Here is a 23,762-nt window from a genome sequence, read left to right as displayed (position 1 = left end):
CAGTCTAATCGCGCGACGACCTCGAAGGTGTCGGGCACGTGTGCGACACCACCCCGAACCGGAAGCGACGCCTTCGGCGCGTCCCCCGTAATGTGTTCGCATGATCTTCAAGGGCGTCCGGGACGGCAAGCCGTATCCCGATCACGGACTGTCTCTGCGCGACTGGTCGAGGATTCCGCCCCGCCAGGTGCGCCTCGACGAGATCGTCACGACGACGAAGGTGCTCGAACTCGACCGGCTGTTGTCGGAGGACTCGACCTTCTACGGCGATCTGTTCCCACACGCCGTCCAGTGGCAGGGCGTGCTGTACCTCGAGGACGGACTCCACCGTGCCGTGCAGTCCGCGCTGCGGAACCGGCCGGTGCTGCACGTGCGTGTCTTCGAGTACGACGTGCTGATTCCCGGTGGCGTGCCCGACCCGGGCGCCGAGGTTCGGGGCCCGTCGCCTGCATAGCCCGATCAGGGGTGGATTCGCCCCGTTTCGACCGACGTCCGACGGATCGACCGAGCTCTCGGACACCGACCGGGAAGGAATGGTATGGGCGAGACGTTCGGCCGCTACGAGCTGCAGACCCGGCTCGGCCAGGGCGGGATGGGTCAGGTGTGGTGCGCATTCGACTCGGTCACCGATCGTCAGGTCGCGGTCAAGGTCCTGCCGCCGGAACTCGCCGACGACGCCGGGTACCGCGCGCGTTTCGATCGTGAGGCCCGGGCCGTCTCCAAGCTCCGCCATCCGAACATCGTCCCGATCCACAATTTCGGTGAGATCGACGGACGGCTGTACATCGACATGGCCCTGCTCGAGGGGGAGGATCTCGGCACCGTCCTACGACGTGAAGGTTCCCTGCCGCTCGACCGTACCGTGCGAGTGATCGGCCAGGTCGCTGCGGCTCTCGACGCCGCACACGAGGCGGGACTGGTGCACCGGGACGTCAAACCGGCCAACATCGTGCTGCACCCCAGCGGCCATACCTATCTGATCGACTTCGGGATCGCGCATGCCGACGGCCAGACCGCGCTCACGCGCGAGGCCGGGGCGATCGGCACTCTCGCGTACATGGCCCCGGAACGCTTCGACGGCCGATCCGGGCCGGGTTCCGACATCTACGCGCTGACCTGCGTGTTGTTCCAGTGCATCACCGGACGAGCACCGTTCGCCACCGACAGCACCGCCCAGCACGTCGCCTCCCATCTCACGAAACCGCCGCCGCGTCCTACCGACCTCGTGCCCGGCCTCCCCGCCGCGCTGGACGGCGTCGTCGCACGTGGGATGGCCAAGCGGGTCGAGGATCGGTATCGCCGGGCCGGTGAACTCGCCGAGGATCTGGCCCGAAGCACGATGGACCGGCGGNNNGCCGCCGCGCGGGGCACCGGTCCCGCTCCGGAAGGTCGAGCCCGGACCTCCGCCCACGGCGGTGATCCCGCCGACCGCGGTGAACCCGTCGAGTTGGATGGGCCCGCCGACCTTCCCGAACCGACCCCCGATGGGGCCTCCTCCCCCACCTCCGGCGCGTGCACCGCGCCGCGGTGCGGTCGTGGCACTCGCGGTCGCCGCCGCGGTGATCGCAGTGGGGGCGGTGCTCGCCTTCGTCCTCGGGCGGGACACCGGTGACTCGCCGTCCGCCGGTGCCACGAGTCCACTTCCGGCGGAGACCTCGACACCCTCCACCGTTCCGTCCTCACCCGGATCGACGTCACCCGAATCGACCTCGTCGGAGTCACCGCCGAGTTTCGAGCGCATGGCGACCTTCGTGCGGGACTACTACGCGTTGCTCCCGGACGACACCGACCAGGCCTGGGCGTTGTTCGATCCCCACTACGCGGGGAAGGTGGGCCGGGCCGGGTTCGAGGAGTTCTGGCCGACGATCCGGTCCGTCTCGGTGGATGCCGTGGAGCCCCGCGATGCGTCGAGTGTGATCGTCACCCTGACGTTCGTCACCGTCGACGGCCGGACCGAGTCCGAGAAGCGCTGGGTGTCGGTGGTCGAGAACCGTGGGCGGCCGTCGGTCTACGACTCGGAGCGCATCGGAGCGGCATGACGCGACCGGTCGGTCGGAGCAGCATGACGCGACCGGACGGTCAGTCGTCCGCGCCGAGCAGGATCGTGCGGACCACCGCGTCGGCGAGCAGCCTGCCCCGGTCGGTCAGCACGAGATTGTCCTCGCGCTCCACGGCGAGACCGTCGGCGACCACCGTCTCCACCGCCTCGCGCTCGCCGTCGTCGAGTTCCGACAACGGCAGGCCCGTGCGCAACCGCACGGTGAGCATGACGAGTTCGGTGTGCCGGTCCTCGGCCGTGAGATGTTCGCTGCCCGCGACGGGCAGGGCTCCGTCGGCGAGGGTCGACGCGTAGCGGGCGGGATGCTTGACGTTCCACCAGCGCACGCCGCCGACATGGCTGTGCGCGCCCGGCCCGGCGCCCCACCAGTCGCCGCCGTCCCAGTAACCGAGGTTGTGGGCGCAGCGCGCCGACGGATCGTCGGCCTTCGCCCAGTTGGACACCTCGTACCAGGTCATCCCGGCGTCGGCGAGTCGCGCGTCGATCCGCTCGTACCGCGATGCGAGCACGTCGTCGTCCGGGGCCGGCAGCTCTCCGCGACGGACACGGCGGGCGAGGGCGGTGCCGTCCTCGACGATGAGCGCGTACGCCGAGACGTGGTCGACCCCCGCTTCGAGCACGGCGTCGAGGGAGGCGTCGAGGTCGGCGTCGCGCTCGCCGGGAGTGCCGTAGATCAGATCGAGGTTGACGTGGCCGAAACCGGCCGCGCGCGCTTCCTTCGCCGCCGCGACGGGACGCCCGGGTGTGTGGGTGCGGTCGAGGACCGCCAGCACGTGGGGCGCCGCGGACTGCATGCCGAGCGACACGCGGGTGTATCCGGCCTCGCGGATCGACGAGAAGAACTCCGTGGAGGTCGACTCCGGGTTCGATTCGGTCGTCACCTCGGCGCCGGGGGCGAGCCCGAACGAGTCGCGGATCGCGTCGAGTACCTGCGCGAGACCGTCCGCGCCGAGCAGCGAGGGTGTTCCGCCGCCGACGAAGACCGTCTCGGCGGCGGGGGCCGGTCGTCCGGACTCGGCCAGCAGGCGGGCACCGGCGTCGAGTTCGCGGCGCAGTCCCTCGAGCCAGGACTGCGGCGAGGCCGCGCTGCCGAGTTCCCCGGCCGTGTAGGTGTTGAAGTCGCAGTAGCCGCAGCGGGTCGCGCAGAAGGGCACGTGCACGTACACGCCGAACGGTCGCGTCCCCACGCCGGCGAGTGCCGAAGCGGGAAGTTCGAGACCGGCCGGACGACCCGCGATACCGATTTCCGTGCCGGTGCGTCGACCGATCTCAGTGCTGTTCACGCCCTCCAGTGTTCCAGAGACCCGAAGGGCGGCTCCGCGCGCGACGCCCCTACCTCGACATTTCCCGAAAATCGGGTGGAAATACCGCCCGCAATTCGGAATCGCCCCGGTGACATGGCACAATGGTCCGCATGACAGGACACGGAGTGCGACTCGTGGCGCGACGCCACGTCGACTTCAAGCGCGTCTGCGCATCCTGTTGTCTGCCTTGCGCCGCTTGTCTCTGCGCCGACTGTCTCTAGTCGGCACTCCCCGGCACATCCCAGATCCCGCCGGGTCGAAGCATGCATGCACGAGGTCAGCCCCCTCCTGCGCTCGTCGATCCGGTTCCAGCGAATATCAGGAGACCCTGTATGTCGTCGACCACCGACGTCACGCCCGCCGACGAGTCGGCCACTCCGGCCCGCCGCGCGCGTCCCGCCAAGCGTCGCGCCGAGGGCCAGTGGGCCCTCGGTTACCGGGAGCCGCTCAACGCCAACGAGCAGACGAAGAAGGACGACAACCCGCTCAACGTCCGCAAGCGTATCGAGAACATCTACGCGCAAACCGGTTTCGACGGAATCGACAAGAGCGATCTGCGCGGCCGCTTCCGCTGGTGGGGTCTGTACACCCAGCGCGAGCAGGGCTACGACGGCACCTACACCGGCGACGAGAACATCGACCTGCTCGAGGCGAAGTACTTCATGATGCGGGTGCGCTGCGACGCCGGCGCCCTGAATCTCGCGCAGCTGCGGACGATCGCCGGTATCTCCACCGAGTTCGGTCGCGACACCGCCGACCTGTCCGACCGCGAGAACGTCCAGTACCACTGGATCGAGGTCGAGAACGTCCCGGAGATCTGGCGTCGTCTCGAATCGGTCGGCCTGAAGACCACCGAGGCGTGCGGTGACTGCCCCCGCGTCGTGCTCGGTTCGCCGCTCGCCGGTGAGTCCCTCGACGAGATCATCGACGGCACCCCGGCGATCGACGAGATCGTGCGCCGGTACATCGGCAACCCCGAGTACTCGAACCTGCCGCGCAAGTTCAAGACCGCGATCTCCGGCCAGCAGGACGTCGTGCACGAGATCAACGACGTCGCCTTCATCGGCGTCGAGCACCCCGAGCACGGCCCCGGCTTCGACCTGTGGGTCGGCGGCGGCCTGTCCACCAACCCGATGCTCGCGCAGCGGGTCGGCGCATGGGTGCCGCTCGAGGAGGTCGCCGATGTGTGGGAAGGCGTCGTCGCGATCTTCCGCGACTACGGCTACCGCCGGCTGCGGTCCAAGGCACGCCTGAAGTTCCTCATCAAGGACTGGGGCATCGAGAAGTTCCGCGAGGTGCTCGAGACCGAGTACCTGAAGCGTCCGCTCATCGACGGCCCGGCCCCGGCCGCCCCGGAGCGTCCGATCGATCACGTCGGTATCCAGAAGCTGCGCAACGGCCTCAACGCCGTGGGTGTCGCGCCGATCGCCGGTCGTGTCTCGGGCACGATCCTGTCGAAGGTCGCCGACGCCGCCGAACGTGCGGGTTCGGACCGGATCCGGTTCACGCCGTACCAGAAGCTGATCGTGCTCGACGTGGCCGACGACAAGGTCGAGCAGCTCGTCACCGAGCTCGAGGCGCTGGGTCTGCCGGCCTCGCCGTCGCCGTGGCGCAAGAACCTCATGGCATGCACGGGAATCGAGTTCTGCAAGCTGTCCTTCGTCGAGACGCGCAAGCGTTCGCAGGCCCTCGTGCCCGAGCTCGAGGAGCGTCTCGCCGACATCAACGCGCAGCTCGACGTCCCGGTGACGATCAACATCAACGGCTGCCCGAACTCGTGCGCGCGCTCCCAGATCGCCGACATCGGCTTCAAGGGTCAGCTCGTCGACGACGGTGAGGGAAACCAGGTCGAGGGCTTCCAGGTGCACCTCGGCGGTGCGCTGGGCTTCGACGCGAAGTTCGGACGCAAGCTGCGCCAGCACAAGGTCACCAGCGCCGAGCTCGGCGACTACATCGAGCGGGTGGTGCGCACCTTCGTCAAGGAGCGCACGCCCGGCGAGCGCTTCGGCGAATGGGTCGTCCGCGCCGAGGAGGCAGACCTGCGATGACGGGCACTGCTGCAGCGGTCGACACGAAGACGGATCGGGAAGGGACGCGATGACGATCGATACGAACATCGACGAGCTCCGGAGTATTGCCGCGCAGGGGGCGGCAGAACTCGAGGGTGCGTCGGCGCAGGAACTCCTGCAGTGGACGGACGAGACCTTCGGTACCCCCACCACCGACGGTGGACGTAGCGGGTACATCGTCGCGTCCAACATGCAGGACGGTGTCCTGGTGCATCTGGCCGCGCAGCGGCGCCCCGGCGTGGACGTGCTGTTCCTCGACACCGGCTACCACTTCGCCGAGACGCTCGGCACGCGCGATGCGGTGGAGCAGGTGTACGGCGTGAACATCGTCAACGCCCGGGCGCAGCAGTCCGTCGCGGAGCAGGACGCCCTGCTCGGCAAGGATCTGTTCGCCCGCGACCCGAACGAGTGCTGCCGCCTGCGCAAGGTGGTGCCGCTGAAGGAGAGCCTGAAGGGCTACCGCGCCTGGGTGACCGGCATCCGCCGTGTCGAGGCGCCCACCCGCGCGAACGCACCGCTCATCTCGTTCGACGACGCGTTCGGACTGGTGAAGATCAATCCGATCGCGGCATGGTCCGACGAGGACATGCAGAACTACATCGACGAACACGGGATCCTCGTCAATCCCCTCGTCGACGAGGGCTACCCGTCCATCGGGTGCGCCCCGTGCACCACCAGACCACTTCCCGGAGCCGATCCGCGCAGCGGGCGCTGGGCCGGCCGAGCCAAGACCGAATGCGGGTTGCACGCCTCATGACACTCACCGATACGAATCCCACCGAGACCCGGACGCTGCTGGACGGCAACCGGTTCGACACCCTCGACGCCCTCGAGTCGGAAGCGATCCACGTCTTCCGCGAGGTCGCGGGCGAGTTCGAACGCCCCGTCATCCTGTTCTCGGGAGGCAAGGACTCCACCGTCCTGCTGCACCTCGCGATCAAGGCGTTCTGGCCCGCGCCGCTGCCCTTCGCGCTGCTGCACGTCGACACCGGCCACAACCTCCCCGAGGTCCTCGAGTTCCGCGACCACGTCGTCGAGAAGTACAACCTCCGACTGCACGTCGCGAGCGTCGAGGACTACCTCGCCGACGGCCGGCTCACCGAGCGTCCCGACGGCATCCGCAACCCGCTGCAGACCGTGCCGCTGCTCGACGCGATCTCGGAGAACCGGTTCGACGCCGTCTTCGGCGGCGGCCNGGCCGCCGCGACGAGGAGCGTTCGCGCGCCAAGGAGCGGATCTTCTCGCTGCGCAACGCATTCGGCCAGTGGGATCCGAAGCGTCAGCGTCCGGAGCTGTGGAATCTGTACAACGGGAAGCACGCACCCGGTGAGCACGTGCGGGTCTTCCCGCTGAGCAACTTCACCGAGCTCGACATCTGGCGCTACATCGCCCGCGAGAACGTCGAACTGGCGAGCATCTACTACGCGCACGAGCGTCCCGTCTACCGCCGCGACGGCATGTGGATGACCCCGGGTGTCTGGGGTGGTCCGGCCGAGGGCGAAGAGCTCGAGACGCGTTCGGTGCGCTACCGCACCGTCGGCGACGGATCGACCACCGGCGCAATCCTGTCCGAGGCCTCCACGAACGAGGAGATCCTCGCCGAGGTCGCGGCATCACGACTGACCGAGCGCGGCGCCACCCGCGGCGACGACCGGGTTTCCGAAGCGGCGATGGAAGACCGCAAGCGAGAGGGCTATTTCTGATCATGAGCGACCTTCACGAGCGGAGCGTGCAGAGCGACACGCAGCTGCTGCGCCTCGCCACCGCCGGTTCGGTCGACGACGGCAAGTCCACCCTGGTGGGCCGGCTGCTCTACGACACCAAGTCCGTACTCGCCGACCAGATCGACGCCGTCACCCGCGCGTCGGTCGACCGCGGCCTCGACACCCCCGACCTGTCGCTGCTCGTCGACGGCCTGCGCGCCGAGCGTGAGCAGGGCATCACCATCGACGTGGCCTACCGCTACTTCGCGACGCCGAAGCGCAGCTTCGTCCTGGCCGACACGCCGGGTCACGTCCAGTACACCCGCAACACGGTGTCGGGTGCGTCCACCGCGCAGCTCGTCGTCCTGCTGGTCGACGCGCGCAAGGGTGTCGTCTCGCAGACCCGCAAGCACGCCGCCGTGCTGGCCCTGCTCGGTGTGCCGAAGCTCGTCCTCGCGGTCAACAAGATCGACCTCGTCGAGGATCCGGCCTCGGTGTTCGCGCAGATCTCCGCCGAGTTCGGCGAACTGACGAGCTCGCTCGGCTGGGCGCCCGAGGACGTGCAGGAGATCCCGGTCTCCGCGCTGCACGGCGACAACGTGGCGGTGCGCAGCGAGAACACCCCCTACTACGACGGCCCGACCCTCATCGAGTACCTCGAGTCGGTCCCCGTCGACGCCGACGTGCACGGCCGGCACGAGACCGGTCTGCGCTTCCCGGTGCAGTACGTGATCCGTCCCCGCACCGCCGAGTTCCCCGACTACCGCGGCTACGCCGGTCAGGTCGCGGCAGGCTCCGTGCGCCCCGGCGACGAGGTCGTCGTGCTGCCGTCCGGTGTCCGCACCACCGTCGAGCGCATCGACAGTGCCGACGGCGCATTCGATGTCGCGCACGCCGGCCGATCGGTGACCCTCGTGCTCGCCGACGATGTCGACGTCTCCCGCGGCGACATCATCGCCACCCCGGAGGCGGCACCCGAGCCGCTGTCGGAGTTCGAGGCCACCGTGTGCTGGCTCGCCGAGAAGCCGCTGCGCCCCGGCGCCCGGCTGCTGCTCAAGCACGGCACCCGCACCACGCAAGCCATCGTCGGCACGATCGACGAGCGGTTCGACGAGCAGAACCTCTCCTCCGTCCCGAGCCCGGACAGCATCGAGCTCAACGAGATCGCGCGCATCACGGTGCGTGTGGCCGAGCCGATCGCCGCGGACGACTACCGCGTCAACCGCCGCAGCGGCAGCTTCCTGCTGATCGATCCGGCCGGGGGCAATACCCTCGCCGCGGGTCTCGTGGGCGACGGACTCGCCGACATCGAGCTCGGGGACCGCGTCCCGGCATGATGCCGCTCGTCGCCGTCGCGCACGGCAGTCGCGACCCGCTTTCGGCGCAGGCCGTGGCTGCCGCGCTCGACACCGTCCGGGCCGAGAACCCCGGTCTGGACGTGCGACTCGCGTTCCTGGACCTGAACACCCCGTCGGTCGGGCAGGTCCTCGACGCGCTCGCCGCGGACGGGCATCGGCAGGTCGCGGTGGTGCCGCTGCTGCTCGGCAGCGCCTTCCACGCGCGGGTCGATCTGCCGGCCCTGTTGCACGAGGCGCAGCAACGTCATCCGCTGCTCGAGGTGCTGTGCTCGCCGATCCTCGGCGACGACGATCTCCTCGTCGACGCGGCTCGTGACCTGATCACGGCCACGGGGGTGTCGGTGGACGATCCGTCCGTCGGTGTCGCGGTGTGCGCGGTGGGATCGCGGCGCCCCGAGGCGAACCGGGCGACGGAACTCGTCGTGCCCCGCATCCTCGCCGGCACGGCGTGGACGCAGGCCGCGGCGTGCTTCGCCACCACCGGCCCATCCGTGGGGACGACCCTCTCCGCCCTCACCTCCCGCGGCGCCCGCACCGTCGTACTGACGCCGTGGATCCTCGCCCCCGGACTGCTCTGGGACCGCGCTTGCGCCGAGGCCGACAGCCTCGGGCACGTGCGGGTCGCGGAGACCCTCACCCGGCACGATGCCGTCGCGCGGGTGATCACCGAGCGCTACACCGAGACCGTGCACCGGCGGCGCGGACTGCGCGTCGCCTGAGTCGCGTCCGACTCTCCGCCCGAGTTCACGCACGATTCGCATTCCTCCGCTACAACGGAGTCACAGTCGTCGTTCGGCGACATCGGTGATCCGGGAGGACCTCGCGTGCAGAACGAACTCCGTCGCTACATCGACCGGCTCCGCACGGAGGGCTATTCGGTGCGCGACGACCACGGTGAGGACCCCGATCTGATCGACATCGAGGGCCGCGCGGTCGACACCTGGCGGGAGAACTATCCGTACGACACCCGGATGGACCGCGCCACCTACGAGGTCGAGAAGTACCTCCTGCAGATCGAACTGCTGAAGTTCCAGTCATGGGCCAAGGACAACGGGTCCAAGCACATCATCGTGTTCGAAGGTCGCGATGCCGCCGGCAAGGGCGGCACCATCAAGCGGTTCCAGGAGTACATCAACGTCCGGCACGCCCGGACCGTCGCGCTGAACAAGCCGTCCGACCGTGAGCAGGGCCAGTGGTATATGCAGCGCTACATCCAGCACTTCCCCACCGCCGGTGAGCTCGTACTGTTCGACCGCTCCTGGTACAACCGAGCCGGGGTCGAACGGGTCATGGGTTTCTGCAGCGACGACGAGTACGAACGCTTCATGGAGCACGTCCCGTTGTTCGAGAAGCTCGTCGTGGACGCCGGCATCACCCTGACGAAGTTCTGGTTCTCCGTCACCCGGAGGGAGCAGCGCACACGCTTCGCCATCCGCCAGCTCGATCCGGTGCGGCGGTGGAAGCTGTCGGAGATGGACCTCGAATCGCTCGACAAGTGGGACCAGTACACCGACGCGAAGGAAGAGATGTTCCGGCGCACCGACACCGACTGGGCGCCGTGGACGACCATCAAGTCCAACGACAAGAAGCGGGCCCGGGTCAACGCGATGCGGTTCTTCCTCAACCAGTTCGAGTACGACGACAAGGACCGTCAGATCGTCTTCCCGGCCGACCCGAAGATCGTCCAGCGCGGCAAGGACGCCGTCGGCGACTAGCTGCCGGGAGGTCGTGCTCCGGGCGTGCCGAGGTGCGCAGGGCTGGCGCGCAGCCTGTGATCCGTACCACACTGGACGGTGACGCGAGGAGGCAGCATGGGCACAGCCAATGTCGGTCACGGAATCGTCGTCGGCATCGACGGATCGGACAGCGCACTCGATGCGGCCCGGTGGGCCGCCTGCGTCGCCCGACGTCTCGGCGAACCGATCGACCTGGTGCACGTTCATCCCCCCACCTCCGACAACGGGACCGACCCGTCGGAGGCCGTTCTCACCGCCGCGGAAGCAGCCGTTCGTGGCGCGGTCGACCGGGTGGAGGTCCGGCGGTCCACCCCGTCGGGCAAGCCGGATCGCGTGCTCACCGACCTGTCGCGCGAGGCACGGATGATCGTCCTCGGTCACACCACCACCACCGAATGGCAGTCGATGGTGCGGCGCTCCGACGTCGTGTCGGTGGCCAACCACGCCGAATGTCCGGTGGTGACGTGGCGCAGCCGCGAGGGATTCCAGCCACCCGACGGCCGTCCGGTCGTCGTCGGTGTGGACGGCACCGAGGTCAGTGCGGGGGCCGTCGAGCACGCGTTCGCGACCGCAGCGGCGCTCGAGGCACCGCTCGTCGCGATCCACACGTGGACGGAGCAGTCCACGCTCACCTACGGCGAAGGATCACGGTTCACGGACTGGACTGCCTACGTCGAGCACCGAAGGGAGGAGATGAAGTCGCACACCTCCGGGCACACCGAGCGGTTCCCCGACGTCGAGGTCTCCTACCGGGTCGAGCGGGGCAAGCCCGACATCGTCCTGCTCGAGGAGTCCAAGAGCGCCCAGCTCGTGGTGGTGGGCAGCCACGGCCGGAGCCCGCTGGCCGCTGCGGTGGTCGGCTCGAGCAGTCAGGGACTCATCCACCACAGTTGCTGTCCGGTCATGATCTGCCGGGTGCACCACAGATCGGAGACCGAGGCCCACTGAGCCGACCCGCGTGACCCTCGAGTCCCCCGCTCGGTTACTGCGCGGCGGTACCGAGCGGAGCGGTCTCCGACGCGGCGGGAGCGTGCGCGTAGACGGTGTCGCCCGCGACGAGGCCCAGGTCGTGGGCTTCGCCGCGGGTGATCTGCGTCGTGAACTGCTCACCGGTCGCGTCGTTGCGCAGTTCGACGCGCACCTCGAAGCCCAACCGGACCACACGCTCGACGGTCGCCCGCGTGACACCGACCGAGCCGCCGGAGGTGTCGGAGAGCGCGGGTTGCCGGGCGAGCCGGATGTCGTGCGGCCGCACCAGCACGCCGTTGAGCTTGGACACCGTCCCGAGGAACGACATCACGAAGCTGTTCGCCGGGCGATCGTAGAGTTCCTCCGGCGTTCCGACCTGTTCGATGCGTCCGGCATTCATCACCGCGATGCGGTCGGCGACGTCGAGCGCCTCCTCCTGGTCGTGCGTGACGAGCACGGTGGTCACGTGCACCTCGTCGTGCAGGCGGCGCAGCCAGGTCCGCAGGTCGGCGCGCACCTTCGCGTCCAGGGCACCGAACGGCTCGTCGAGCAGCAGCACCTGCGGGTCGACGGCGAGAGCACGGGCGAGCGCCATGCGCTGACGCTGGCCACCGGACAACTGCGCCGGATAGCGTCGCTGGAACCCGCCGAGCCCGACGATCTCGAGCAGGTCGTCGACCCGCTTCGTGATCTCGGCCTTGGGTCGCTTGCGGATCTTGAGTCCGAAGGCGACGTTTTCGCGCACGGTCATGTGCTTGAACGCGGCGTAGTGCTGGAAGACGAAACCGATGTCGCGCTTCTGCGGGGTGACGCCGGTGACGTCCTTACCGGCGATGTGGACGGTGCCCGCGTCGAGGGTCTCGAGGCCGGCGATCGAACGCAGCAGCGTCGACTTCCCCGAACCCGAGGGTCCGAGCAGGGCGGTGAGCGAGCCGGACGGGATGTCGATGTCGACGTCGTCGAGTGCGGCGAAATCTCCGTAGTTCTTGCGCGCCCCGGTGACAGTGATCATTCGGTGGTCCTCTTCCGGTCGAGCAGGGTCATCAGCAGCAGGACGATCACCGCGATGGCCATGAGCAGGGTCGCGGCGCTGTAGGCGCCGAAGGTGTTGTGGTCGTCGATGTACCGGGCGTGCACGAGCAGCGTCAGGGTCTGGGAGACGCCGGGGAAGCCGGACGAGACCATGATGACGGCGCCGAACTCGCCGAGGGCTCGGGCGACGGTGAGGACGATGCCGTAGGTCAGGCCCCAGCGGATCGCCGGCAGCGTGATCCGCCAGAAGGTCTGCCAGGTGTTCGCACCGAGGGTCGCGGCGGCCTGCTCCTGCTCCTCGCCGATCTCGCGCAGCACCGGTTCGACCTCGCGCACGACGAACGGCAGCGTCACGAAGATCGTCGCGAGCACCATGCCCGGCAGGCCGAAGATCACCTTGAAGCCGAGATCCTCGACGGCGCCGAACCAGCCGTTGGCGCCCCACAACATGATCAGGGCGACACCCACGACGATCGGTGAGACCGCGAAGGGCAGGTCGACGACGGCCTGCAGCAGTCCTCTCCCCGGGAATCTGCCGCGGACGAGGGCCAGCGCGACGACGATGCCGAAGATCACGTTCACGGGTACGACGATCGCGACGATGAGCAGCGACAGGTTCAGCGCCGAGATCGCGGCGGGGGTGCTGATCGACTCGGCGAACGCCACGAGGCCGTTCTCGAAGGTGCGGTAGAGGATCACCCCGATCGGGACGAGCAGCAGTACGAACAGGTAGGCGAGCGCGACGAAGCGCAGCGACAGTCGGGATGCGAGGGACGGTTTCATCGGTCGTCCTCCTCTCGGCGCAGCCCCCGGTTCGCGACCAGGCGCAGGACGAACAGCACGACAAAGGCGATCACCAGCAGCGCGACGGAGACCGCGGCGGCGTTGACCGGCCGGTCGATCTCGATCTGCTGCTGGATGTACTGCGACGCGACCTGGGTCTTGTACGGGATGTTGCCGCCGATGAGCACGATCGAGCCGTACTCACCGATGGCGCGGGCGAATGCCAGGCCGGTGCCGCCGAGGACGGCCGGTGCGAGCACGGGCAGCACGACCGTGCGGAAGATCGTGACGTTGCCGGCGCCGAGCGAGGCGGCGGCCTCCTCGACCTCACGGTCGGCCTCGATGAGCACCGGTTGCACCGAGCGCACCACGAACGGCAGCGTGACGAACGCGAGAGCCACCACCAGTCCCGGCTCGGTCGCGTTGAGCTGCACACCGATCGGGCTCTGCGGCCCGTACAGCGAGAGCAGAACGATGCTCGCGACGATCGTCGGCAGGGCGAAGGGCAGATCGATGAGGGCGTTGACGAACTTCTTGCCCGGGAACTCGTCGCGGACGAGCACCCAGGCGATCACCGTGCCCATCACCGCGTTGATCGCCGCGACGACCAGCGAGACGACGACGGTGATCCGTAGGGTCGCCAGGGCGGCCGGAGCGGTGATCGCATCGATGAAGGTCCCGAGACCGTCCGAGACGGAGTGGAAGGCCAGGGCCGCGAGGGGAAGCAGGACGATCAGGCTCAACCACAGTGTGGCGATGCCGATACCGAGGGGCCCGACGGCGCCGGTGAACATCCGGCGTCGTGGTCGGGCGGGGGCCGTGGCGGACGGCCGGCGACGCGAACCCGCCGGGGCGGGAGACGAATCTCCCGACCCGGCGGTGTGTTCCGAAACGGTCACGCGCGTGCTCTACTTCGTTGCGCTGTCGTAGATCACCGCGATGGTGCCGGTGCTGTCGGCGAACAGCTCCTCGTTCACGGTCTCCCAGCCGCCGAGATCGGAGACGGTCCACAGCTTCTCCGGCTGCGGGAACTCGTCGGCGAATTCCTCGGCGACGGTCGGATCGACGGGCCGGAAACCGGCCTCGGCCCACAGGCGCTGCGCCTCGGGGGTGTACAGGAAGTCGTTGAACGCCTGCGCGACCTCGACGTCCTTCGCGTTCTTCAGTACCGCCGCAGGGTTCTCGATCTTGAAGGTGACGGGCGGGGTGACGTGCTCGACGGGGTCGCCGTTGCGCTCGATGAACAGTGCCTCGTTCTCATAGCTCAGCAGCACGTCGCCGGTGCCCTGCAGGAAGGTCTCGGTGGCCTCGCGACCGGACTTCGGCTGCACCTTCACATGGTCGGTGACCAGTGCGGTGACGTAGTCGATGCCGGCCTGCGGGTCGGCGCCGCCGTTGCTCTTCGCGGCGTAGGGCGCAAGCAGGTTCCACTTCGCCGAACCCGAGCTGAACGGGTTGGGGGTGACGACCTCGACATCCGGACGGAGCAGGTCGTCCCAGTCCTGGATGTTCTTCGGGTTGCCCTCACGGACGACGATGGTGACGACCGATCCGAACGGAATCCCGTTGTAGGCGTTGTCGTTCCAGCTCTCATCGACGAGACCGGCATCGACGAGGCGGGTGATGTCGGGCTCGACGGAGAAGTTCACGAAGTTGGCCTCGGCGCCGTCGCGCACCTTGCGGGACTGGTCTCCGGAGGCGCCGTAGGACTGCTGGAAGACGACACCCTCGCCCTCTTCGGTCGCCTCGAATGCGGGGATCAGCGAATCGAATCCGACCTTGGGCACGGCGTAGGCGTAGAGGTTGATCGTGCCGCCGGATCCGTCGCCGCCGCTCTCGGCTCCGACGGTGTCGCTCGAACCGCCGGCGCAGGCGGTGAGGGAGAGGGCGGTGACCGCGGCGAACGCCGCGACAACGAACCTGGAACGTTTCATGACGAGCCTCCTGAGGGGCTGTTTCGAGGGGGATGAACGCGACCGGCACCGGACGAGGGGCTGCCGGAATCGGACCGGCCGGGATTCGCGAGGATGCGGCACCGACGGACGAGAGGATCCGGAAGATGGGGACCGCGGAGAGAAGGAGGGTTCAGCGACAACAGTCGATGTCGGCGACCGAAGGCATGCCCACAGCGATCAACGCCAACTCGTGGCGGATGCGGGGCACAGTGGTCGCGGACACGCGGCAGAGATTAGCAGAGGTCGAGGGTCGACCGAAATCGACGATTCGGACACCGGGCGTCGAGCACCGGACCGGATGCGCGAGCGGCGTGCTCACATGGAGACGAGCCATGCGACGACGACGATGATCAACAGCGCGATCAGCGCCAGGGTCACGCGCGAACGCGGCATGTCAGCAATCCTCCGTCGTCGTGACGGGCGAGTCCGTCTCTCCACGGCCGAGCAGTCCGAAGACACCGGCCATCGCCCGATCGAGCAGCCAAGCGACCCCGAAGCAGGCCGGCACCAGCACTGCGAGCACCAGGGCCACCTGGGGGACGAAGGACAGGCCCGCGAGCCACAGCTCGAAGCCGTCCCACCACGAAGCCACCCGATCCATTGCCTACACCCTAGTAGGTTCGGCAACCGTGCTGCGATCCGCCCGGCCCGCGGTGATCATGGAGGGATGGACCACCACCACTCCTCCTCACCGCTGTCGGGGGCACCCTTCCGACGGAGTCCGTTCCCGCCGATCGACGACTACGCATTCCTCTCGGATTGCGAAAGCACCTGCCTGATCGCGCGTGACGGCACCGTGGAGTGGATGTGCGTGCCCCGTCCGGACTCCCCGAGTGTGTTCGGATCGCTGCTGGACCGCAGCGCGGGACATTTCCGGTTGTCGCCGCACGATCGCACCGTTCCTGCGGCACGCCGGTACCTGCCGGGCGGTCTGGTGCTCGAAACGACCTGGCAGACCGACACGGGTTGGATGATCGTGCGGGACGCGCTGGTCATGGCGCCCTGGTACGACGTCGAGGAGCGCTCGACCACGCACCGCCGGACCCCGTCCGACTGGGAGTCCGAGCACATGCTGCTGCGCACGGTGCGCTGTGTGAACGGGACGGTGGATCTGTACGTCAGCTGCGAGCCCGCCTTCGACTACCACCGCGGCCGCACCGAGTGGAGTTACACCGGGAAGGTCTACGAGGAGGCCACCGCCGTGTGCCGGAATGCGCCGGACGAACATCCGACGCTGCGCATGACGACGGATCTGCGCCTCGGGATCGAGGACCGCGAGGTCCGCGCGCGTCGGCGACTCCACAAGGGCGACACGGCGTTCGTCGCCTTGTCGTGGTCGGACTGCCCGATGCCGCACACTTTCGACGAGGCCGCCGTGAAGATGGCCGCGACCCAGGACTACTGGCGCGAGTGGATCACGACGGGCCGCTTCCCGGATCACCCGTGGCGCACCTACCTGCAGAGCAGCGCGCTGACGCTCAAGGGACTGACCTACAGCCCGACCGGGGCGCTGCTCGCCGCGTCGACGACCTCTCTGCCGGAAACCCCTGGCGGAAGACGCAACTGGGACTACCGCTACGCATGGGTGCGTGATTCGACGTTCGCATTGTGGGGCCTGTACACACTCGGGTTCGACCGGGAGGCCGACGATTTCTTCTCGTTCATCCTCGACGTCTCGCGCGACGCGGACGGCATGAGATATCCGCTCCAGGTCATGTACGGGGTGGGCGGCGAGCGCGAACTGCCGGAGTCCACCCTCGCGCATCTGAGCGGCTACGACGGCGCGACCCCGGTCCGGATCGGCAACGACGCCTATCACCAACAGCAGCACGACATCTGGGGCACGCTGCTCGACTCGGTGTACCTGCACGTCAAGTCCCGCGGTCACTTCCCTCAGACGCTGCTGCACACCCTGCGGCGGCAGGTCGAGGAAGCGGCGGCCAACTGGCGCAAGCCCGATCGCGGCATCTGGGAGGTGCGGGGCGAACCCCAGCACTTCGTGTCGTCGAAGGTCATGTGCTGGGTGGCACTCGATCGCGGCGCGAAACTCGCCGAGCTGCAGGGCCGCCCCGACTACGCCCGGAAGTGGGCGGCGATCGCCGAGGAGATCAAGGCCGACGTCCTCGAACACGGCGTCGACGAACGCGGTGTCTTCACCCAGCGGTACGGCCACCCGTCGCTCGACGCGTCGGCGCTGCTGATCCCCTTGTTGCGCTTCCTGCCCGCGGACGACCCCCGGGTGCGGGCCACGGTGCTGGCGATCGCCGACGAACTCACCGAGGACGGGCTGGTGCTGCGCTACCGGGTGGAGACCACCGACGACGGGCTCGCGGGCAAGGAGGGCTCGTTCACCATCTGCTCGTTCTGGCTGGTCTCGGCGCTCGTCGAGATCGGCGAGGTCGAGCGGGCCGCCGCACTGTGCCAGCGCCTGCTCGACTACGCGAGCCCCCTGAAGCTCTATGCCGAGGAGATCGACACCGAGACCGGACGTCATCTGGGGAACTTCCCGCAGGCGTTCACCCACCTGGCGCTCATCAATGCCGTCGTCCATGTCATCCGCGCAGAGCGGGAGATCGGAGCGGGCAACTTCCGGCCCGCGCATCTCGGACCGTGAGCCGGTCTCAGGCGTTCGCGACCGCCTCGAGCTGCGGCCGGATCACGTCGAGCGCATAGCCGATCGACAGCGACGACGGCGTGTTGAACGCGACGACCGTCGGGAAGTCGACGACGGCGAGACCGCCTCCGGTGACGGCGGGCAGCCGGTCGAATCCGGGCAGGGCCATCAGGTCCTGCTCGGTTCCGCCGCGCGGCAGGATGATCAGCAGATCGGCGACCAGGGCGTCGACGCGTTCGGGACCGAGCACGACCCGCCCCTGGGAGGCTCCGCCCTCCGCGACCAGCGCGGGCGGCAGCGTCATGCCCAGCTGCGTGAACAGCGCAGCGGCACCGTCGTCCGGATCGGCGACCACGACGACCTGCTGCTCGTTGGTGACGTACTGCGAGAGCGCGGCGGTCCGGCCCTCCAGTCCCGGCAGAGCGGCCTCCTCGATCTCGGCGTTGCGATCGGCGATGATCCGGTCGGCGTCGTCGGTGCGGCCGAGGACCTCACCGAGCACACGCACCTGTTCGTCCCAGCGGTCCACGCCGGTGTCGCCGAGAGGCCCGATCGTCGGTGCGACCGCGGAGATCGTGTCGTAGTCGTTCTGCGAGGCGATCTGCCAGGCGCCGAGGATCAGGTCGGGTTCGAGAGCGGCCACCTCCTCGACGGGCACCGACGTCTCCGCCGTCGGACTCAGCGCCACCGCATCCGGGGAGACGTCGGTCTGCCAGGGGTAGAGGCCGCGATCGTCGCCGTACGAGCCTGCGCTGTAGTACGCGACCGGCTGCACTCCGAGTTCGACGAGGGCGTCGAGCCATTGGCTGGAGGTCGCGACGATCCGCTCGGGTGTGCCCTCGATCGTCGTCGTGCCGTAGGAGTGCTCGACGGTGACGGTCTCGCCACCGGCGGTCGCGGGTTCGTCGGTGTCCGACGAGCACGCTACGAGACTCGGGACGGCGAAAAGTACGAGCGCTACCGCGGAGAGAACGACTCGACGCATGGGCGACCTCCATTTCAGGTGAGGCTCACCTTAACTCGAGTGGGGACGTCCGTGTGCCGATGCCGTCCTCAGCGGAAGCGGGACAGCAGGGTCTCCGCCTGCTCGGCGATGCCCCTGATCACCTCGCCCGCGGGTCGCTCGGACCGCACCAGACCGGCGGCCTCCCCCGCGTAGACCACTCCGATGTCGGGATCGTCGCCGGTGTACGCCGCAGCGAGGGTGTCCTCGTCGGCGCCCCGGCCGTGCCACTCGTCGGTGAACGCATTGCGCAGGGCGCGTCCACCCCAGCGGGCCGGCCACGGCTGGTGCCGGGCCTTGTCGAAGACGTCGGTGTAGACGGTGTCGGCGCTGCCGGCCTCCACGAGCCGGCCGCGGGCGTAGCCGGGGCCGACGGTCTCCGGGCTGGCGAGCAGCGCCGTCCCGACGAGGGCGCCCTGCCCACCGGCTGCGAGCACTGCTGCCAGACCGCGACCCGTGGCGATGCCGCCTGCGGCGAGCACGGGCAGCGACGTCGACTCGAGCACCTCCTGCAGCAACGGGAGGGTGCCGATCCGGCCCGTGTGCCCACCGGCCTCGTGGCCCTGCGCAATCACCGCGTCGACACCCGCGGCCTCGACCACCCGCAGATCGTCGATCGTGTTGATCTGCGAGAGGACGATCGCCCCGGCCTCGTGAACGCGCTCGACGTAGGGTGCGGGATCGCCGAACGAGAGCGTGACCAGTTGCGGGCGGTGCTCGAGCACTGCGGTGAGGAGGCTGTCGTCGTCGGCGAGCGCCCAGGTCATCAGACCGAATCCCACGGGCCCGCCACCGATCTCGCGGGCGGTGCGCACCTCGCCCTCGATCCACTCGGCGGTGTTGTAGCGGGCGGCGCCGATGAGGCCGAGGCCGCCGGCCCGCGTCACCTCGCCCGCGAGCCGCCCACCGGCCCGGCCACCCATGGGCGCACCCAGCAGAGGAACGGAGATTCCGAGTTCACGGGTGAGCCAGGTGTCGAGCACGCGAATCCTTCCGGTGGGCGTCGCAGCAGGGACGACTACTTCTTCGGCTTGTCGGACGAGGCCTCGGACGACAGCGCGGCGACGAACGCTTCCTGCGGCACGTCGACGCGGCCGATGGTCTTCATCCGCTTCTTGCCTTCCTTCTGCTTCTCGAGCAGCTTGCGCTTACGGCTGATGTCGCCGCCGTAGCACTTGGCGAGAACGTCCTTGCGGATCGCCCGGATGTTCTCGCGGGCGATGATCTTCGAGCCGATCGCGGCCTGGACGGGCACCTCGAACTGCTGCCGAGGGATGAGTTCCTTGAGCTTGGTGGTCATCTTGTTGCCGTAGGCGGCAGCGGCGTCCTTGTGGACGATCGCGCTGAACGCGTCGACGGCCTCGCCCTGCAACAGGATGTCGACCTTGACCAGCGCGGCCTCCTGCTCGCCGGCCTCCTCGTAGTCCATCGAGGCGTAACCGCGGGTGCGCGACTTCAGCGAGTCGAAGAAGTCGAAGATGATCTCGGCCATCGGCAGCGTGTACCGCAGCTCGACGCGGGTCTCGGACAGGTAGTCCATGCCGCCGAGCTCACCGCGCCGCGACTGGCACAGCTCCATGATCGAGCCGATGAACTCGCTCGGCGCGATGATGGTGCACTTGACGATCGGTTCGTAGATCTCGCGGGCCTTGCCCTCGGGCCAGTCGGACGGGTTCGTCACGACGACTTCCTGACCACCTTCGAGCACGACGCGGTAGACGACGTTGGGGGCGGTGGAGATCAGGTCGAGGCCGAACTCGCGCTCGAGGCGCTCGCGGGTGATCTCCATGTGCAGCAGACCGAGGAAGCCGCAGCGGAAACCGAACCCGAGGGCGACGGACGTCTCGGGCTCGTAGGTGAGCGCGGCGTCGTTGAGCTGGAGCTTGTCGAGCGCGTCGCGCAGCACCGGATAGTCGGAGCCGTCGACCGGGTACAGACCGGAGTAGACCATCGGGCGCGGTTCGCGGTAGCCGGTGAGCGGCTCCTCTGCACCGTTGCGGGCGGTGGTGACGGTGTCGCCGACCTTCGACTGGCGCACATCCTTCACGCCGGTGATGAGATAGCCCACCTCGCCGACGCCGAGACCGGCGGTGGCCTTGGGTTCGGGCGAGACGATGCCGACCTCGAGCAGTTCGTGGGTCGTGCCCGTCGACATCATCTTGATCTTCTCGCGGGGCACGATCTTGCCGTCGACCACACGCACGTACGTCACGACGCCGCGGTAGGTGTCGTAGACGGAGTCGAAGATCATGGCGCGGGCGGGCGCGTCGGCGTCACCGACCGGCGGCGGCACCTGGCGGATCACGGCGTCGATGAGTTCGGGGACGCCCTCGCCGGTCTTGCCGGAGACCCGGAGCACGTCGGACGGCTCACAGCCGATGATGTTCGCGATCTCACCGGCATAGCGGTCGGGATCGGCCGCGGGCAGGTCGATCTTGTTGAGGACCGGGATGATCGTCAGGTCCTTGTCGAGCGCAAGGTAGAGATTGGCGAGGGTCTGCGCCTCGATGCCCTGCGCGGCGTCGACGAGCAGGACCGCGCCCTCGCACGCCTCGAGCGCGCGGGAGACCTCGTAGGTGAAGTCGACGTGGCCCGGGGTGTCGATCAGGTGCATCACATAGTCTTCGCCGTCGAGTTTCCACGGCAGACGTACGTTCTGCGCCTTGATCGTGATGCCGCGCTCGCGCTCGATGTCCATGCGGTCGAGGTACTGGGCGCGCATCTGCCGCTCCTCGACCACCCCGGTGAGCTGCAGCATCCGGTCCGCGAGCGTCGACTTTCCGTGGTCGATGTGCGCGATGATGCAGAAGTTCCGGATCTTTGCGGGGTCCGTGAACGTGGTGTCGGCGAAGGTGCTGATGTCGTGCTCCTGACTCGGACTGGCAGCGGCCTGCAGACCGCGGTCACCCTGCAGAATATCCAAGTCGGGCGGCGGCCGGGACTTCGCCCGGGTCAGGTCCGGTTAAGCTCGGTTCCCGTGGCCGGTACATGGAAGAAGTTGGGCAGGCAGCTGGGGCGTCTCGCCGTCGAGCAGGGTCCGAAGATCTACCAGCAGTTGCAGCAGTCCGGGGCGCTCGACAAGGCGCGCGCCGCGTTGAACGCGGCCGGCCAGACCGGCGCAGCGAGCGGAACCTCGGGGAGCGGTACCACCGCGGCACCGAAGCCCGGCGCGTCCGGGACCACGGCGCCGAAGCCGGGTGCCGCGAAGACCCCGTCCGGCACGAAGCGTCCGGCCCCCGGTCGCCCGGTGGCGTCGCGCACCACGCCGACGGCGCAGCGTGCCCGCCGCCTCGAGTACTCCCCCGACCTCGACGGTCGCGCCGATCCGGGCGAGATCGTGTGGACCTGGGTGGCCTACGAAGAAGATCCGACGCAGGGCAAGGACCGCCCGGTGCTCGTCGTGGGCCGCGACGACTCGACGCTGCTCGGACTGATGCTGTCGTCGAACTCCGACCGCGCCGGTCACCGCGACTGGCTCGGAATCGGCTCCGGACCGTGGGACGCGGAGAACCGCCCGAGCTGGGTGCGCCTCGATCGCGTGCTCGACGTCCCCGAGGACGGCATCCGCCGCGAAGGCGCGATCCTTCCCCGCGCACGCTTCGATCAGGTCGCGGCCCGGCTCCGCACCGACTTCGGCTGGAGCTGAACCAGGCCGCGCCCCGACCTCAGGGCCTCAGGAGGCCCTGAGCCCGTACCGCCGTCCGAAGAGGAAGGTGTAGACGAGGGCTCCGAGCGCGCCGCCGATGAGCGGGAACACGATGAACGCCCACAGCTGCCCGAGCGCACCGTCCTGATAGAAGGCGACGGCGAGGCTGCGGGCGGGATTGACCGACGTGTTGTCGATCGGGATCGAGATCAGGTGGATCACCGCGAGGGTGAAGCCGATGGCGATGCCGGCGATCGGCGCGTCGGCGACCTGGTCGGTCGCGCCCAGCACCACGAACACGAGCACCGCCGTGAGCAGGACCTCGACGACGATCATCGCACCGATGCCGTAGCCGTTCTCGAGCACACCGCCGAGCGGGCCGTGCACCGCCGAGGGGCTGTGCGCGCCCCAGCCGTTCGCCCCGAGCCCGTCGGCGGCACGGTCGTAGCTCGGCAGCGACGACGCCACCGCGTAGAGCGTCAGACCGGCGATCAGACCGCCGACGACCTGCGCGATCCAGTAACCCACGGCGCGCACCGGCGTCACGTGACCGACGATGAGCTGCCCGAGCGTCACCGCTGGGTTCACGTGACACCCGGAGATCGGGCCGATGGTGTACACGAGGAACAGCAGGGTCAGGCCGAACGCCAGTGCGACGCCGAGCTGGCCGACATAGGTTCCGGCGAACACCGCGGTACCCACCGCGGAGAACACCAGGAGGAAGGTTCCGATCGCCTCCGCCACGTACTTCCGCAGGTCGGAGAACTCACCGGGGTCTCTGATTTCCAGGGAGGTCTGGCGTGCGAGATCTTCGTCGATTCGGGACTCGGGATCGCGTGGGGGTTCCATGGGTCACCTCGATGTTCGCGGCCCCGCACGCAGGCGGAACCTGGTGGTAGAACACTTCGAGTCGATGCACCGCTGTCGTTGTACCGCTACGGCGAACTCGCGTTCGCGCTGTGACGCAGATTACGCAAGGCGCGTCACCTCGACAACGACTTCGTGCGCAGTGGCGTGTCCGCCCATATAGATCCCCTCCCGCGGCGGCACGCAACAACAACAGTCAGGTGCGCGTAGCCCCGGCCGAAACGATCAGGCCGGTGAGAAGGGTGATTCGACCGCCGGTTTGGGCTTTGCGATCCGTTCTTGGTAACCTTGTCCATCGGTGCTCAGATGCACCCAGAGCTTTCCTACCAGCTACCAGCAAGACGACAGGATTTTACGCGTGGCCAACATCAAGTCCCAGGTGAAGCGGATTCGCACCAACGAGCGCAACCGACTCCGGAATCAGTCGGTGAAGTCGTCGCTTCGTACGGCGATCCGTTCGTTCCGCGAGGCTGCGGCCGCCGGCGACAAGGACAAGGTCAACGAGCTCCTCGTCGCCACCAGCCGTCAGCTCGACAAGGCTGCCAGCAAGGGTGTCATCCACCCCAACCAGGCCGCCAACAAGAAGTCTGCTCTCGCGAAGCTTGCCAACAAGCTCTGAGTTCATCGCTCCGAGGTAGTAGACGCAGGCTCTGCTTCACGAAGG

Annotated in this window: 23 protein-coding genes and 1 pseudogene; 13 read left to right on the top strand and 11 right to left on the bottom strand. The window is 68.5% G+C overall.

Translation table 11 applies throughout. The features are described from left to right. Positions 1 to 100 precede the first annotated feature (100 nt). The 3 genes from ACLBYD_RS22240 to ACLBYD_RS22230 all read left to right on the top strand — a co-directional run bounded on the left by ACLBYD_RS22240 (position 101) and on the right by ACLBYD_RS22230 (position 2,039). Positions 101 to 454, top strand: a complete 354-nt coding sequence (locus ACLBYD_RS22240; protein ID WP_060651486.1) for a type II toxin-antitoxin system VapB family antitoxin — start codon at positions 101 to 103, stop codon at positions 452 to 454. A gap of 84 nt (positions 455 to 538) precedes the next feature. Continuing rightward, positions 539 to 1,612, top strand: coding sequence for a serine/threonine-protein kinase (locus ACLBYD_RS22235; RefSeq protein WP_447818154.1), 1,074 nt, complete (start codon positions 539 to 541; stop codon positions 1,610 to 1,612). Then, positions 1,536 to 2,039, top strand: coding sequence for a hypothetical protein (locus ACLBYD_RS22230; protein ID WP_447818153.1), 504 nt, complete (start codon positions 1,536 to 1,538; stop codon positions 2,037 to 2,039). Before ACLBYD_RS22235 ends, ACLBYD_RS22230 begins: the two co-directional genes overlap by 77 nt. Positions 2,040 to 2,079: 40 nt before the next feature. On the opposite strand, the gene hemW is transcribed toward ACLBYD_RS22230, so the two are convergent. After that, positions 2,080 to 3,303 (bottom strand): radical SAM family heme chaperone HemW, encoded by a 1,224-nt coding sequence (gene hemW / locus ACLBYD_RS22225; protein WP_447818200.1) that lies wholly within the window; start codon positions 3,301 to 3,303, stop codon positions 2,080 to 2,082. Positions 3,304 to 3,695: 392 nt separating this feature from the next. Here hemW and ACLBYD_RS22220 point away from each other — a divergent pair, with 392 nt between their 5' ends. The 7 genes and pseudogenes from ACLBYD_RS22220 (at position 3,696) to ACLBYD_RS22190 (ending at position 11,177) form a co-directional block, all read left to right on the top strand. Then, a complete protein-coding gene (locus ACLBYD_RS22220; protein WP_064061338.1) occupies positions 3,696 to 5,411 on the top strand; it encodes a nitrite/sulfite reductase in 1,716 nt (571 codons plus the stop codon). 49 nt (positions 5,412 to 5,460) lie between these two features. Then, the gene (locus ACLBYD_RS22215; RefSeq protein ID WP_447818152.1) at positions 5,461 to 6,189 is read left to right on the top strand and encodes a phosphoadenylyl-sulfate reductase; all 729 of its coding nucleotides are present in this window, start codon (positions 5,461 to 5,463) and stop codon (positions 6,187 to 6,189) included. After that, positions 6,186 to 7,135, top strand: a pseudogene (gene cysD / locus ACLBYD_RS22210) (sulfate adenylyltransferase subunit CysD). Before ACLBYD_RS22215 ends, cysD begins: the two are co-directional and overlap by 4 nt. 2 nt (positions 7,136 to 7,137) lie before the next feature. After that, positions 7,138 to 8,472 (top strand): sulfate adenylyltransferase subunit 1, encoded by a 1,335-nt coding sequence (locus ACLBYD_RS22205; RefSeq protein ID WP_120279711.1) that lies wholly within the window; start codon positions 7,138 to 7,140, stop codon positions 8,470 to 8,472. Continuing rightward, positions 8,469 to 9,212 (top strand): sirohydrochlorin chelatase, encoded by a 744-nt coding sequence (locus tag ACLBYD_RS22200; protein ID WP_447818151.1) that lies wholly within the window; start codon positions 8,469 to 8,471, stop codon positions 9,210 to 9,212. Before ACLBYD_RS22205 ends, ACLBYD_RS22200 begins: the two co-directional genes overlap by 4 nt. 105 nt (positions 9,213 to 9,317) lie before the next feature. Then, positions 9,318 to 10,208: a polyphosphate kinase 2 gene (gene ppk2 / locus ACLBYD_RS22195; protein ID WP_258260993.1), complete on the top strand. Its 891-nt coding sequence runs from the start codon at positions 9,318 to 9,320 to the stop codon at positions 10,206 to 10,208. Positions 10,209 to 10,304: 96 nt separating this feature from the next. After that, positions 10,305 to 11,177: a universal stress protein gene (locus tag ACLBYD_RS22190; RefSeq protein ID WP_447818149.1), complete on the top strand. Its 873-nt coding sequence runs from the start codon at positions 10,305 to 10,307 to the stop codon at positions 11,175 to 11,177. A 34-nt stretch (positions 11,178 to 11,211) separates the two neighbouring features. Here the strand turns inward: ACLBYD_RS22190 and ACLBYD_RS22185 are convergent, their stop codons facing one another. The 6 genes from ACLBYD_RS22185 to ACLBYD_RS22160 all read right to left on the bottom strand — a co-directional run bounded on the left by ACLBYD_RS22185 (position 11,212) and on the right by ACLBYD_RS22160 (position 15,569). Further along, complete coding sequence (locus ACLBYD_RS22185; protein WP_447818148.1) at positions 11,212 to 12,210, bottom strand: sulfate/molybdate ABC transporter ATP-binding protein; 999 nt, start codon at positions 12,208 to 12,210, stop codon at positions 11,212 to 11,214. After that, positions 12,207 to 13,013: a sulfate ABC transporter permease subunit CysW gene (cysW, locus tag ACLBYD_RS22180; protein ID WP_447818147.1), complete on the bottom strand. Its 807-nt coding sequence runs from the start codon at positions 13,011 to 13,013 to the stop codon at positions 12,207 to 12,209. Before cysW ends, ACLBYD_RS22185 begins: the two co-directional genes overlap by 4 nt. Further along, positions 13,010 to 13,807 (bottom strand): sulfate ABC transporter permease subunit CysT, encoded by a 798-nt coding sequence (gene cysT, locus ACLBYD_RS22175; RefSeq protein ID WP_447818199.1) that lies wholly within the window; start codon positions 13,805 to 13,807, stop codon positions 13,010 to 13,012. The genes cysW and cysT overlap by 4 nt, the downstream gene beginning before the upstream one ends. Positions 13,808 to 13,921: 114 nt before the next feature. Beyond that, positions 13,922 to 14,947 carry a sulfate ABC transporter substrate-binding protein gene (locus ACLBYD_RS22170; protein ID WP_447818146.1) on the bottom strand — a complete coding sequence of 342 codons (1,026 nt, stop codon included), beginning with the start codon at positions 14,945 to 14,947 and terminating at the stop codon, positions 13,922 to 13,924. 151 nt (positions 14,948 to 15,098) lie between these two features. Then, positions 15,099 to 15,191: an Ms4533A family Cys-rich leader peptide gene (locus ACLBYD_RS22165; protein ID WP_447818144.1), complete on the bottom strand. Its 93-nt coding sequence runs from the start codon at positions 15,189 to 15,191 to the stop codon at positions 15,099 to 15,101. A gap of 171 nt (positions 15,192 to 15,362) precedes the next feature. Continuing rightward, positions 15,363 to 15,569 (bottom strand): hypothetical protein, encoded by a 207-nt coding sequence (locus ACLBYD_RS22160; protein ID WP_447818142.1) that lies wholly within the window; start codon positions 15,567 to 15,569, stop codon positions 15,363 to 15,365. A 66-nt stretch (positions 15,570 to 15,635) separates the two neighbouring features. On the opposite strand from ACLBYD_RS22160, the gene ACLBYD_RS22155 reads away from it, so the two are divergent. Continuing rightward, a complete protein-coding gene (locus tag ACLBYD_RS22155) occupies positions 15,636 to 17,582 on the top strand; it encodes a glycoside hydrolase family 15 protein (RefSeq protein ID WP_016694100.1) in 1,947 nt (648 codons plus the stop codon). Positions 17,583 to 17,589: 7 nt separating this feature from the next. Here the strand turns inward: ACLBYD_RS22155 and ACLBYD_RS22150 are convergent, their stop codons facing one another. From ACLBYD_RS22150 to lepA, 3 genes are all read right to left on the bottom strand, one after another. After that, complete coding sequence (locus tag ACLBYD_RS22150; RefSeq protein WP_254583032.1) at positions 17,590 to 18,567, bottom strand: ABC transporter substrate-binding protein; 978 nt, start codon at positions 18,565 to 18,567, stop codon at positions 17,590 to 17,592. Positions 18,568 to 18,635: 68 nt separating this feature from the next. Continuing rightward, a complete protein-coding gene (locus tag ACLBYD_RS22145; protein WP_447818141.1) occupies positions 18,636 to 19,568 on the bottom strand; it encodes an NAD(P)H-dependent flavin oxidoreductase in 933 nt (310 codons plus the stop codon). Positions 19,569 to 19,603: 35 nt separating this feature from the next. Then, positions 19,604 to 21,499 (bottom strand): translation elongation factor 4, encoded by a 1,896-nt coding sequence (lepA, locus tag ACLBYD_RS22140; RefSeq protein WP_237451241.1) that lies wholly within the window; start codon positions 21,497 to 21,499, stop codon positions 19,604 to 19,606. Between the two features lie 63 nt (positions 21,500 to 21,562). Between lepA and ACLBYD_RS22135 the strand changes: the two genes are divergently transcribed. Then, positions 21,563 to 22,231 (top strand): type II toxin-antitoxin system PemK/MazF family toxin, encoded by a 669-nt coding sequence (locus ACLBYD_RS22135; protein WP_447818140.1) that lies wholly within the window; start codon positions 21,563 to 21,565, stop codon positions 22,229 to 22,231. Between the two features lie 27 nt (positions 22,232 to 22,258). Here ACLBYD_RS22135 and ACLBYD_RS22130 read toward each other — a convergent pair whose 3' ends face one another. Then, positions 22,259 to 23,080: an aquaporin gene (locus ACLBYD_RS22130; RefSeq protein WP_059380811.1), complete on the bottom strand. Its 822-nt coding sequence runs from the start codon at positions 23,078 to 23,080 to the stop codon at positions 22,259 to 22,261. A 376-nt stretch (positions 23,081 to 23,456) separates the two neighbouring features. Between ACLBYD_RS22130 and rpsT the strand changes: the two genes are divergently transcribed. Next, positions 23,457 to 23,717: a 30S ribosomal protein S20 gene (gene rpsT / locus ACLBYD_RS22125; protein ID WP_006554505.1), complete on the top strand. Its 261-nt coding sequence runs from the start codon at positions 23,457 to 23,459 to the stop codon at positions 23,715 to 23,717. Positions 23,718 to 23,762: the final 45 nt, after the last annotated feature.

The organism is Rhodococcus sp. C26F (assembly GCF_053345925.1).
This window is presented reverse-complemented; position numbering and strand designations above follow the sequence as displayed.

Bases quoted from the DNA above. Each gene is read 5' to 3' on its own strand.
- ACLBYD_RS22240 (WP_060651486.1), top strand. From the start codon at position 101: ATGATCTTCAAGGGCGTCCGGGACGGCAAGCCGTATCCCGATCACGGA.
- ACLBYD_RS22220 (WP_064061338.1), top strand. From the start codon at position 3,696: ATGTCGTCGACCACCGACGTCACGCCCGCCGACGAGTCGGCCACTCCG.
- ACLBYD_RS22215 (WP_447818152.1), top strand. From the start codon at position 5,461: ATGACGATCGATACGAACATCGACGAGCTCCGGAGTATTGCCGCGCAG.
- ACLBYD_RS22205 (WP_120279711.1), top strand. From the start codon at position 7,138: ATGAGCGACCTTCACGAGCGGAGCGTGCAGAGCGACACGCAGCTGCTG.
- ACLBYD_RS22200 (WP_447818151.1), top strand. From the start codon at position 8,469: ATGATGCCGCTCGTCGCCGTCGCGCACGGCAGTCGCGACCCGCTTTCG.
- ACLBYD_RS22190 (WP_447818149.1), top strand. From the start codon at position 10,305: ATGGGCACAGCCAATGTCGGTCACGGAATCGTCGTCGGCATCGACGGA.
- ACLBYD_RS22185 (WP_447818148.1), bottom strand. From the start codon at position 12,210: ATGATCACTGTCACCGGGGCGCGCAAGAACTACGGAGATTTCGCCGCA.
- cysW (WP_447818147.1), bottom strand. From the start codon at position 13,013: ATGAAACCGTCCCTCGCATCCCGACTGTCGCTGCGCTTCGTCGCGCTC.
- cysT (WP_447818199.1), bottom strand. From the start codon at position 13,807: ATGTTCACCGGCGCCGTCGGGCCCCTCGGTATCGGCATCGCCACACTG.
- ACLBYD_RS22170 (WP_447818146.1), bottom strand. From the start codon at position 14,947: ATGAAACGTTCCAGGTTCGTTGTCGCGGCGTTCGCCGCGGTCACCGCC.
- ACLBYD_RS22160 (WP_447818142.1), bottom strand. From the start codon at position 15,569: ATGGATCGGGTGGCTTCGTGGTGGGACGGCTTCGAGCTGTGGCTCGCG.
- ACLBYD_RS22155 (WP_016694100.1), top strand. From the start codon at position 15,636: ATGGACCACCACCACTCCTCCTCACCGCTGTCGGGGGCACCCTTCCGA.
- ACLBYD_RS22150 (WP_254583032.1), bottom strand. From the start codon at position 18,567: ATGCGTCGAGTCGTTCTCTCCGCGGTAGCGCTCGTACTTTTCGCCGTC.
- ACLBYD_RS22130 (WP_059380811.1), bottom strand. From the start codon at position 23,080: ATGGAACCCCCACGCGATCCCGAGTCCCGAATCGACGAAGATCTCGCA.